At 48.3% G+C, this 12,029-nt stretch carries 9 protein-coding genes; 5 read left to right on the top strand and 4 right to left on the bottom strand.

All coding sequences use genetic code 11. The features are described 5' to 3' along the window. Nucleotides 1-284: 284 nt before the first annotated feature. From BM358_RS14910 to BM358_RS14895, 4 genes are all read right to left on the bottom strand, one after another. On the bottom strand, nucleotides 285-2,741 hold the full coding sequence (locus tag BM358_RS14910) for a heavy metal translocating P-type ATPase (RefSeq protein WP_028541218.1): 2,457 nt from the start codon (nucleotides 2,739-2,741) through the stop codon (nucleotides 285-287). A 112-nt stretch (nucleotides 2,742-2,853) separates the two neighbouring features. Next, complete coding sequence (locus tag BM358_RS14905; RefSeq protein ID WP_013308457.1) at nucleotides 2,854-3,054, bottom strand: copper ion binding protein; 201 nt, start codon at nucleotides 3,052-3,054, stop codon at nucleotides 2,854-2,856. A gap of 58 nt (nucleotides 3,055-3,112) precedes the next feature. Then, nucleotides 3,113-3,463, bottom strand: a complete 351-nt coding sequence (locus BM358_RS14900; protein WP_013308456.1) for a metal-sensitive transcriptional regulator — start codon at nucleotides 3,461-3,463, stop codon at nucleotides 3,113-3,115. A 116-nt stretch (nucleotides 3,464-3,579) separates the two neighbouring features. After that, nucleotides 3,580-4,809, bottom strand: coding sequence for a multidrug effflux MFS transporter (locus tag BM358_RS14895; protein ID WP_028541219.1), 1,230 nt, complete (start codon nucleotides 4,807-4,809; stop codon nucleotides 3,580-3,582). A 202-nt stretch (nucleotides 4,810-5,011) separates the two neighbouring features. On the opposite strand from BM358_RS14895, the gene BM358_RS14890 reads away from it, so the two are divergent. From BM358_RS14890 to BM358_RS14870, 5 genes are all read left to right on the top strand, one after another. Further along, the gene (locus BM358_RS14890) at nucleotides 5,012-5,605 is read left to right on the top strand and encodes a DUF5317 domain-containing protein (RefSeq protein WP_025723384.1); all 594 of its coding nucleotides are present in this window, start codon (nucleotides 5,012-5,014) and stop codon (nucleotides 5,603-5,605) included. Between the two features lie 282 nt (nucleotides 5,606-5,887). Further along, nucleotides 5,888-7,738 carry a bifunctional diguanylate cyclase/phosphohydrolase gene (locus tag BM358_RS14885; RefSeq protein WP_028541220.1) on the top strand — a complete coding sequence of 617 codons (1,851 nt, stop codon included), beginning with the start codon at nucleotides 5,888-5,890 and terminating at the stop codon, nucleotides 7,736-7,738. A 254-nt stretch (nucleotides 7,739-7,992) separates the two neighbouring features. Beyond that, the gene (locus tag BM358_RS14880) at nucleotides 7,993-9,711 is read left to right on the top strand and encodes a copper resistance CopC/CopD family protein (RefSeq protein WP_028541221.1); all 1,719 of its coding nucleotides are present in this window, start codon (nucleotides 7,993-7,995) and stop codon (nucleotides 9,709-9,711) included. Between the two features lie 31 nt (nucleotides 9,712-9,742). Continuing rightward, the gene (locus tag BM358_RS14875) at nucleotides 9,743-10,486 is read left to right on the top strand and encodes a YcnI family copper-binding membrane protein (protein ID WP_028541222.1); all 744 of its coding nucleotides are present in this window, start codon (nucleotides 9,743-9,745) and stop codon (nucleotides 10,484-10,486) included. 236 nt (nucleotides 10,487-10,722) lie between these two features. Continuing rightward, nucleotides 10,723-11,970 carry a stalk domain-containing protein gene (locus tag BM358_RS14870; protein WP_028541223.1) on the top strand — a complete coding sequence of 416 codons (1,248 nt, stop codon included), beginning with the start codon at nucleotides 10,723-10,725 and terminating at the stop codon, nucleotides 11,968-11,970. Nucleotides 11,971-12,029 lie beyond the last annotated feature (59 nt).

Below are 12,029 nucleotides of genomic sequence, written 5' to 3'. Positions count from 1 at the left end.
ACTGCTTCACTCCTAATCCATAATATAAGCTCTTTATCTACTTCAAGCTGTGAGTATACGAAGAAGTTCTTGCATGCTTGCTTGGCACTCCTACAAATATTATGGAACTTTCGCGAATGATAAGCAACCTGACGTGATGAAAGTTGAATGGTTTAAAAAAACAAACGCAACAAAAAGCAAGCACGCAGAAAACCAATTGTGCGTACTTGCTCTATACTCTGATAATAACTTTATCTCGCAACAGATGTCCGACAGTACGCTATCCTGCTAATACATCCATACATTTACAGCTTCACCCGTTGGAGACGCAGTGCATTCAGCACGACCGAAACAGAGCTAAATGCCATGGCTGCTCCCGCCAACCATGGGGCAAGGAAGCCCAAAGCGGCAATCGGAATACCGATCACGTTATAACCGAGCGCCCAAAACAGATTTTGCCGTATGTTTGTCATGGTCCGGCGGCTCATTTCGATCGCATCAGGAATGCTGTTCAGGTTGCCACGCATGAGGGTAATATCCGCCGCCTCCATGGCCACATCCGTTCCCGTGCCCATCGCCATCCCAATATTAGCAGTAGCCAGCGCAGGCGCATCGTTAATACCATCCCCAACCATAGCTACGATCATGCCCTGCTCCTGAAGCCGTTTCACTTCTTCAGCCTTTCCTTCAGGCAGCACCTCCGCCAGCACTCGTTCAATTCCAGCCTCGGCGGCAACAGCCCGCGCAGTCCGTTCATTGTCACCCGTAATCATGATCACTTCAATGTTCATCGCGCGCAGACGGGTAACTGCCTCCCGTGACGTTTCTTTAATCGTATCCGCCACGGCCACCAATCCAGCATAGGCACCATCCACAGCAACAAGCATCGCGGTTTTCCCTGCGCTTTCCAGCTCATTCATATGCTGCTCAGCTGAGTCATCTATCGCGATGCCTTCCCTGCTCATCAATCGGCGTGTACCCGCCAATACCTGCTTACCTTCCACATGCGCCTTCACACCATAACCCGGAATATTTTCAAAATCTGTCGGTCCTACTAGCTCAATGCCTCGATCTGCAATCCCCTTTACAATGGCTTCCGCCAGCGGATGCTCCGAGCTTTTTTCTGCCGCACCGAGCAAACGCAGCAAATCCTTTTCAGCCAAGCCGCTTGCTCCAACCATAACATCCGTCAGCTCTGGCTTGCCATTCGTAACTGTACCTGTCTTATCCAATACCACTGCGTTGACTGAACGGGTCATCTCCAAATGCTCGCCGCCCTTGAACAGAATACCGTATTCAGCGGCACGTCCCGATCCTGCCATAATGGACGTTGGAGTAGCCAATCCGAGCGCACAAGGGCAAGCAATGACGAGAACTGCAATCATTTTCTCCAGTGAGCCTGCAAAATCAGTCGGCGTCACAAGGAAAAACCAGACGATAAAGGCCAACACAGCGATAACAACAACAATGGGGACAAAAATACCGGAAATCTGATCCGCAATCCGCTGAATCGGAGCCTTGGAGTTTTGCGCATCTTCCACGACCTTAATAATACGGGCCAACGCCGTATCACCACCCACACGCTCAGCCTGGATACGTAGTACCCCGTTTTTATTGAGCGTCGCCCCTGTAACTGCGGAACCTGCTTCTTTTTCAACCGGAAGACTCTCACCACTTAACATGGATTCGTCCACTGCCGAACGTCCGTCCACGACCACACCATCGACAGGAATTTTCTCGCCGGGTCGTACAATAAAGATATCCTTCACACGTACCTGTTCGATCGGTATATCAAGCTCTTGTCCATCACGTACTACACGTGCCGTCGTTGCCTGTAGACTCATCAGGCTCTTGATCGCCTCGGACGAACGCCCTTTGGCTACCGCTTCAAACCATTTACCAACCAAAATAAGCGTAATTAGCACCGCGCTTGTCTCGTAATACAGCTCTGGCATGGTCATGACAGGCATTCCCGCCATTCCCTCCATGACATCAGACGGACGCAGAGTAAGGTACAAGCTGTAAAAATAAGCCGCAGACGTACCCAGTGCAACTAACACATCCATATTCGAACTGCCGTTACGAAGCGCTTTGTACGCGCCCACATAAAACTGCCAACCAATGACGAACTGAATCGGCGTTGTCAGCACTAGTTGGAACCATGGATTCAAAAACAGTTCTGGCACATAAATCCATGATGTAAAGGAAAAATGAGCCACCATTGCCCACAACAACGGAAATGACAGCACTGCAGACACAATCCACTTCCATTTTTTACGATGGATATCCTTACTGCGCACATCCGCAATATTGTCCTCAGCGCTCTGCGGAATCGCTCCGTAGCCTAGCTGTTCAATCTTGCTCACCAGATCACCAACCGCAATACTCCCCGCTGCATATTCCACATGAGCTGTTTCCATCGCCAAATTTACCGTGGCACCTGTTACACCAGGCATCCGATTCAATCCCTTTTCAATCCGGGTTGCACAGGCCGCGCAAGTCATGCCCGTCACATTCAGATTGGCTTCTTCACTTACAGTTCCAAACCCAAGAGAAGCAATTTTATCGCGAAACTCAGGGATCTCCACCTGCTTGGGATCATAGGATATCGACGCCTGCTCCAAAGCCAAATTCACATTAGCCTGTGCCACACCATCTATTCGATTTAAACCTTTCTCAATACGGCTTGCGCAGGCGGCACAGGACATCCCCGTAATATGAAGCGTTGTCTGCTTGTCACCGTCGGTCGCACGGTTTTCCATGATAACCCTCCTCCTATACCCCAGTGGGGTATATCATATCCAAAAAGAAAAAGCTTCTAATATGGAAGCTTCTCCTTCGAAACAAGTCTGTCACACATAAAGCATCTTCAGCTTAAACAACGTCATAGCCTTGGTCTTCAATGGCTGTTTTCAGAGCTTCAACGTTCAGCTTGGACTCGTCATACTCTACATTCACTTGTTTCGTTTCGAGGCTGACCTTGCCGGTAGCGCCAACTTTCTCCAAAGCCCCTTCTACTGCTTTCACGCAATGATTGCAGCTCATGCCTTCTACGTTCAATGTAACTTGTGCCATTTTCTTTTCCTCCTCAGGGGGTACTTTATGCACCCGATTATGTGTATGGGTATTACTTTTAGCGGATTAGCTTCTTGACCGTAACCAGCAGCTCGTCAATCACTTCCTGCTCTCCTGCCTGCATGCGCTCAATGACACAGCTTTTCATATGCCCTTCCAGCAGCAGCTTACCAACACCATTCAGCGCGGACTGGACAGCCGCAATCTGGTTCAGTACATCGTCACAGTAGGTATCCTTCTCAATCAAGCCCTTAATTCCGCGAACCTGACCTTCAATACGGTTCAACCGGGATACGAGGCTGTTCTTGAACTCTGCCGAATGATGACTTTTTCTAACTGTCTTTTCCCCGTCTGTTCCACAGTGATTCTCATGGACTTCAGTGTGGGAAACAGGTTGCTCCTCAGCCATACATCAGCCTCCTGTGTGGTGTATATATGCATTTATGCATTTGTTATATCCCTATCATAATATACCCCCATGGGGTATGTCAACATTCCAGAAAAATGTCACTTTTTCGCCCTATTTTAAGCCTTCGCGCGTGCTTCCTTAGCAAGTACGACAAAGCTTAATAGCGCGCCAACCTCGGCTATAGCTATAACGACCGCCATCGGTACGGGGGTTGTTCCACTCCCCAAGCCTACTAGCGGTGAAGCGATGGAACCAAGCAATAGAGGCAACAAACCAAGCATGGCGGACGCACTGCCTGCGGAGCGCTGCTGACTCTGCATTGCCAATGAAGTCGTCGTTGTACTCACAATCCCTACGCAGGAAACGACAAAAAACAGAGGAACTAAAACAGCAAACAATTGGCCTCCGGTAAAGGCTACAGTAAGCAAGCTAATTCCGGCTACAGCCGCAATTACCAGACCTGACAAGAGTAACTGTCGTTCGCTGAAGCGACCCACGAGTCTACCCGTCAACTGCGAAAACAGTACAATCCCCAAACCATTCACTGCAAAAATGATGCTATACGTCTGAGGAGAAACCCCGAAAATATCCTGAAGCACGAATGGTGAGCCAGCGATATACGCGAACATCGCTCCTGTAATCAGCGCCTGTGAGAAGGCATAGCCCATAAAGCGTCGATCGGCAAACAAGTGACCGAGTGTTCCTAGCGTCTGCTTCAAGCCACCGGATGAGCGGCGGTTAGTTGGCAACGTTTCAGGCAAACCCAATACGACGGCAATCAGCATAGCCACGCCGACTACACAAAGCACCATGAATACACCACGCCAGGAAACAAAGTTCAAAATGACACCGCCCAGTACTGGTGCAGCGATGGGTGCCACGCCGTTCACCAGCATAAGTAGTGAGAAAAAACGTGTCAACTCTTTGCCCGAGTATAGATCACGGGCTACAGCTCTGGAAATCACGATCCCCGCCGACCCCGTAAGCCCTTGAATAAAGCGAAGCACAATGAGCATACCGATATTCGGCGCAAACACACATAACAGCGAAGCAGCAGCGTACAGAATGAGCGAGATCACCAGCGGTCCTCTGCGACCCCTTACGTCGCTAAGCGGACCAGCAACGATCTGGCCAACGGCCAGTCCCAACAGACAGGCGGTTAAACTAAGCTGCGCCAGCGAAGTGGTCGTATGCAAATTGTCGGCTAATGTAGGCAGCGACGGCAAATACATATCTATGGACAACGGCCCGAAAGCACTCAATGCACCCAGGACAAAGGCGATCCATAATATTCGCGATTTGGTCATATCTGCGGCAACCATAACAGTATTGGATAACCGGTTCATAATAATAATCATCCTTTTCAAAAAAATATAAATAATTACTTCAATGTATCATGATATCACTCATTTCGTCTGGCTTCGAATAATTACACGCTAATCCGCAATTTTTTTTCAAAACTGCTATATATCAGGCAGGAATTTACCAATTTCAGGTCGAATTATACGGTAACCAAAACAAAAAATTTGTGGAATCTGGAGAATGATAATGGTCTATGATGGAGTGCTACTAGGTCTCATTGTAGGTCTGTTCAGAGGAGGCTGGCGGCAAGGTCTGATCCGTTTCAGTCAAATTCGCCTTATAGCCGGCTGGATGTTCCCCGTGCTGCTGCTGGTACAATTCATTATTTTTTATTTCCAGGAAAAGTGGGCTTGGCTGGCAGCCATTAACGGGTATCTATTTATGGGAGTCTACGTGGTTGGATTGATATTTCTCTGGTTGAACAGACATCATAAGGGATTCAAGCTTATTATAATCGGCGTATTGATGAATTTTATCGTTATGGCGGTGAATGGCGGCAGGATGCCGGTCTCGTTGAGCGCTTCGGAGGTGCTGGGTCCCTATTATACAGATATGCTTAAATCCGGAAGTGTCATCTCGAAACATTACATGATGGATGCGAGCACGCGTCTATCATTGCTTGGTGACATTATTCCTCTCTCCAAGCCCTATCCCCGCACGCAGGTAATTAGTATTGGAGATGTTGTCATGAATTTCGGGATGTTCCTGTTTATCCAAAGCATTATGGTCGTGAAGAGAACTAAGGATAAGCAGCAAGAAACCAATCCCCGCCACGCCTAGTGCACACCTTATTCCAAGGAAGGGAGGGAACCCTATGAAAAACTTGAAATACTCCCGTGTGATTATCAATGCTATTATCGTAGCTTCTGTCATAATTGCTTTGACTTCCGGTTACAAAATCGGGGGCTAGTCACCGATAAGAAAAAAAGGAAGCACAGGCTCAACAAAACAGGCTGGATTCCGGCCTGTTTTTTCATGTGAAATTTTCGATTACAAAATTGTAAATTATCCCATTCACCCCTGGTAGCTTTGACATCAAGATACGACAAGGCAGGAGAAGAAATGATGAGTATAATAAAAAAGCTGCAAGAACGGGTTACCGCGACGGGAATATATGTGTTTTTCATATGTTTGGCAGGCGTGATCGTCCTCCTGTATACGAACCAATGGTCCTTTTTGCACTATACGACAACAGAGTGGGTCACGATCTATTCCCTATTGGGAGCAGTTCTGATTCTGGAGCATTTTACATTCCAGCTACCACCGGCCAGTAACAAGCAGTCCATGGATTCCTCCGTGTATCTGGCTTGTATTTTTGTGCATGGCACCGAAATTGCTATTCTGATTTTGTTGTTAAATGTAATCATTGCCATGTTCCGGCACACAGAGCTGTCCTGGTGGAAGCATACCGTCAATTTTTCCATTTACGCCCTTTCCATTTTCCTGTCTTCAACAGTATTTGAACTAAGCGGCGGAACGCAGGGAGCTTTAAACCAAGATCATTTCGCTTCCTACCTGCTGGCGTTGATTTGCTACTTTGCGGTGAACACCATCACACTGGGCATCTACTTTTATATCGCATACAAAGGGTCCTTCAATGAGCTTAAACAGGCTTTTTTGGCTGAATCCCTGCTCGTATACTTATGTACACTCATTCTGTCTTTGGTATTGACTACACTGATTTATAACAACGGCATTTTAGGACTTTTGCTGTTCCTTGGGCTAAGCATGCTCCTGTCTCACGCATTCAAGCAAATGTTCACGCTGTATCGGGAAATCGAAGAAAAAGCGAACATGGATCGCAGAACAGGGCTATACAATCACAGCTACTTTGAAAATACACTTGAAGCTGAATTGAATATATCCCGATCCGAGAATACTCCTCTCAGTCTGGCGCTGATTGATATTGATGATTTCAAAAAATACAATGATCATTTCGGTCATCTTAAAGGCGATCAGCTACTGGGATTTCTCGGTGAGTTTCTTAAGAAGGAAACCTCCGGCACCCACATCACCGTATCCCGCTATGGTGGAGAAGAATTTACCCTGCTTATGCCCGATCATACCGCTGAACAAGCTTATGAAACAGTCAATGCTATTCGAAAAAGATTAAATGATTCTCGTTATGAGGGTGTTGAAATTTTTCCGCATGGCTGTCTGTCCTTCTCCGCAGGTATTGCACAAAGCCGCATTGACATCTACGACAAATCACAGCTGGTCGATCTGGCGGATAAAGCCCTGTACTACGCCAAGAAACAGGGCAAAAACATCGTTCATACGCACGGAAGTTTAAATGAAGTGGAGCGCGAGGTCGATCTGGGGCAGGATATTCGCGATCTTGAGCAGCAGCTTAATTTGTTCTTGTACAAGGATATTAACACTTTCAAGCATTCCAAGCGGGTTTTCAGATATGCAGCAGACATGAGCGATGTACTTCAGCTCGGACCGGAGGATAAGCGGCGTTTCATACTAGGTGCCCTCATTCATGACATTGGTAAACTGGAGATTCCCTGGAATATCCTCAATAAAAAAGAGAAACTGTCCGGTGAGGAATGGCAGATGGTGCAAGCGCATGTCATGTGGGGCAAACGTATTGTCGAAGCCAACGAACGATTCATAGATTTGGTTCCTTTTGTGGAGCTGCATCATGAACGTTATGACGGAGGAGGCTATCCGTTTGGCTTTAAGGGCGAGCAAATTCCACGTTTATGTCGGATGCTGACGATCATCGACTCTTTTGACGCGATGACAACCGAGCGCCCCTATCAACCCACCAAAACGTTCGAGGAGGCCATTGAAGAACTACGTGCCTGCTCGGGTAGCCAATTCGATCCCAAACTAACGGCTATTTTTATCCATTATATTCAACATAAGCAATCTGCTTTCACGGATCTCATGGAAACAGAGCTCTAGTTCCTTCATAGGCTCTTCCTCTTTGCCCCTAGCGTGGTTGAAATCGTCCTGAATTCAACCACGCTAGGGGTTTTCATATGATTGGCATTTTGTATAATGCTTATTATTTCAAATTTCATATAAATGTCATAATTCGCTCCATCTATTCACGCTATATGCACTATGATTAAGATAGGAAGGGGTTTGTCCGTATAAAATGTTACAAATGGGGATATCCTCGCTTCAAGTAATCGAGAGAAGGTGACTTCACAGGCATGTTGTACCTGTCCAGACCAGCCCGTGTGGCTTGTCTTTTATTGCTGTGTCTCCCCCTTCTGATCCTGTTTCCTCACTCTTCGTGGGCTCATGCATTTGTCATTGAATCCAGTCCGACCGAAAATCAGGTTTTGGACAAGTCGCCTTCTCAGGTGACCATCACCTTCAATGAAGATTTGCAATCTGCCTTCATGTCGATCAAAGTGACCGATGAAACAGGCAAGCGGGTCGACACAGGAAAAGCACAGCTTGACCCGAATCACAAATCCACCATGGAAATCCAATTGATTCCAGGGATGAAAAATGGAATTTACTCCGTCAATTGGAGAGCTTTATCCGCAGACGGACATCCGGTTAATGGAGTCATTCCATTTCAAGTAGGCAGCAGTTCCAATGCGCCTACCCATCAAGCTACCGCACCTGAAGGCTCAGGGACATCACGAATCGACTTAATCGCTGTCCGTTGGTTTCTTTACATAGGACTATCGCTGCTTTTTGGAGCGATTTGTTTCCGGCTGTTCATCTTACCGAGCATAAGCCAAGACAAGAATCGAAGTGAACAGCATAAGCAAAATCAGCGGCCCTTTGAAACATTGCCCCGCTGGACTAAGCTGCTATGGAGCGGCTACGGCATAACGTCTGCCGCCATTCTGATCAGCCTGCCACTTCAGGCTTCATGGGATGCCGGGGTTTCCATCAGGGAGGGCTTCTCATTCCCGATTCTGGGAGAAGCTCTCCAGTTTACTGGAGCCGGACAAATTTGGTTTATCCAGATGATTCTCGTGCTACTCCTAAGCGTAACGCTGATTTACGCGCTGGATCACAGCATTTCGAATCGCCAGCGCCGTCTTTGGGGCTACAGCTCAGCTCTCCTAACGCTATGCCTCATGCTGTCCAAAGCCTTTGTCGGCCATCCGGCAGCGGCTACGCATCCAGCTCCAGCCATTGCGGCGGACTTCGTCCATCTCGCGGCAGCAGCCTTTTGGATCGGCTCACTTGCCGTCATGGTCGTGTGCCTGCCTGTTGCCGGAGCAGAGTTGCCCGTATCCGAGCGGGCAACTCTGCGACAAGCCGCCTTGCGCCGCTTCGCCGGCTGGGGCATTGCGATGGTGGCAGCGTTACTCGCCACCGGTATATATGGAGCCGTGCTGTACATTCCGGCTCCCTCCATGCTGCTGAACACGTCCTATGGACTCGTTCTGCTCGGCAAAGCAGCGCTGCTGCTAGTCATGCTGGTCTTCGCGGCCAGCCAGTTCCGCAGCGCACGGCAAGCGGCGGCGAGTAAGCGAGCCGCTGGGGGATTGCGTGCCGAGTTGTCCGTCGGCCTGCTCGTGATGCTGTTGACCGCGGTGCTCACTCACCTGTCACCCGGCCAGGCACCTGCTGTACCGTTTGAGGAGACTCGCACTACGGGCGAATATAACGTTACACTGGCAGTCAGCCCCAATGCTGTGGGCAGCAATGAATTTAAGGTATCCGTTCAGGATAGCAAGGGTGCTGCCGTTTCGGGAATCCAGCAGGTCACGTTAACGCTCACTCCAGCAGACCCTGACCAAGATCAACAGGAATTTGTTCTGCCCGTAAAGCAACAACAACCATTCCGCAGTCAGGAATTGATGACCTCCGAAGGAACATGGGCGGTAAAAGTACATGCTCTGACGGCATCACTCGATGCGGTTGATGCTGAATTTACCCTGTATGTAGGCGGTAAAAAATAATTATTTTATACTTAAAAGGAGCGAAATGAATATGAATACAACGATTCAAACAGCAAAATCCAGATTTTCCAGGTTTGCAACCTCTGTGGGTCTAATTGCGGCGGGTGCCTTACTTTTTGCAGGCATGGCCAGTGCACATGTGACAGTTAAGCCTTCTATTTCACAACCTAATGCATGGGAAACGTACACATTGAAAGTACCCGTGGAAAAAAACATTCCAACCACCAAAGTCGCCTTGAAAATTCCGAAAGAGGTCGTTTTCAAACAATACGAGCCTGTACCGAATTGGAAGGTAGCCACCGAAAAAGACAGCTCTGGCAAAGTAACCACCGTGACCTGGACGACTGAAAAAGACGGCATTCAAGCGGGTCAGTATCAGCGTTTCAGCTTTGTAGCGCAAAATGCAGACCAGAATACCGCAGCAGCCTGGGACGCCTTCCAATATTATAGTGACGGAAGTATTGTGGAATGGACAGGCGACGAAGGAAGTAACAACCCTCATTCCATTACCGAAATCACGGCGGAAGCCACGTCCGCAACCCCTGCCGCAGACAGCGGACACGATTCAGCGGGTACGGCAGCAGGCCACGCGAGCACAGATACGACTAAAGATAGCAGCAGTCCCGCACCTGCTTCGAACAATGCTGTAGAAGCTGCCCCTGCTGCTTCTGCTCCTGCCAGCTCTACTGCACAAACGACAGCACTCGTCCTCTCGATCATTGCAGTCGTTCTTGGTGCCGCAGCTGTCGGCATTGCACTCAAGCGCCGCAAGTAATCTGGGTTACGAATGAAGTTAAGATCGTTTTAAAAAGAAAAAGCTGACACCTAGTTAAAGGGGTCAGCTTTTTTGTATGAAAGAACACGATTAATATTCAGCTTTAATACATATTCAAATTCATCTCATCCTATTATTTCACATTCACCTTTCTATCATTTTTTTGGTAAAATGGTAGATACCTCACGATTCTAACATGATAGCATTGCAATCTATTGAGCATAGGAGATCATAGGATGAAAATCGTAAATAAGGCTCTGTTATCTAGCGCTATTTTCCTGAGTACCGCAGCGGGCATCTATAGCCCCTTGGCACAAGCCGAGACCGGCAAGATCAGCATTATGCTGGACGGATATCCATTACCGTTCCCCGTACAACCTGCCATGATGAACGGCACGACCATGGTTCCCTTTCGCGCTATTTCTGAGGCTCTCGGCATTACAGTGAAATGGGATCAAGCCAGCCAAAGCATCACTGCTACCAAAGCGCAAGGCTCTGCTACCAAACAGGTGGTTCTAAAGATGGGTAGCCGCAATGCCACAGTGGACGGACAAACGGTTCAACTAACAGCCGCTCCGCAAACCGTGCACGGCAGCACCATGATTCCGCTGGGCTTTTTCGGGCAGCAGTTTGGAGCCACGGTGAACTGGAACCAGGGAACACGGACGGTCTCCATTACATCGCCACGTGAAGCTATGTATACAGTAGGCTTCTATGCGCTGTCTTCCTTTGACCAAAAATCCAAAATACCGGATTTTAACGCAGTTGCCTTCGGCTGGAGTCGAATTGATACGAACGGACAATTTACGACAAACGGCAAGGAATACAAATGGCCTCAAGCCGCTGGAACCGTAACGCCGGAGTCCATTGTGCAGGAGGCAGACAGCCAGGGGACTTCCCCTTACCTGATGGTCTATTCCGGAGATGGCAATCACGAACTGACCAAGGTTTTGGAAAATGCGCAGCTTCAAGAACAAACCATTTCCCAAATCGTCAGTACCGCCACCGACAAACAATTTAAAGGCATTACGCTAGATCTGGAAGGATTGGGCTGGAGCGGCGATAAAGCCAAAGCGCGTTCAGACTACAACGCCTTTATTCAAAAGTTATCAGCCAAAGCGCATCAGGCTGGACTCAAGCTCACCGTCGTTCTACATCCGCTGAACAGCTCTTACTCTGGCTATGACTACAAAACGCTGGGCAATCTGGCGGACGATCTGATCATCATGGCCTATGATTACGGACAAAAGGCTACGCCTGAGCCTTTGGATAAAGTGGACGAAGCCATACAACTGGCCTTGAAGGAAGCCTCGCGGGACAAGCTCATTTTGGGGATTTCGATGGGTAGTGAAAAAGATAGCACCGTTAACGCCAAGATCGGTTTAGCCAAACGTTATGACCTCAAAGGAATCGCTATCTGGCGCTTGGGCATCATTGGAGAAACGGCCTGGGCGCAGATGAACGAAGCCATCGAGTTTAAATAAGTGTACATTTTATCTAAATAACCCAGACCTTATTCCGCCCGCTAATGATTTCTTATGCG

The organism is Paenibacillus sp. cl130, assembly GCF_900116035.1.
In the GTDB taxonomy this organism is placed as follows: Bacteria; Bacillota; Bacilli; order Paenibacillales; family Paenibacillaceae; genus Paenibacillus; species Paenibacillus polymyxa_B.
Note: the sequence above shows the minus strand (reverse complement) of the source record. Positions and strands in the feature narration are given on the sequence as shown.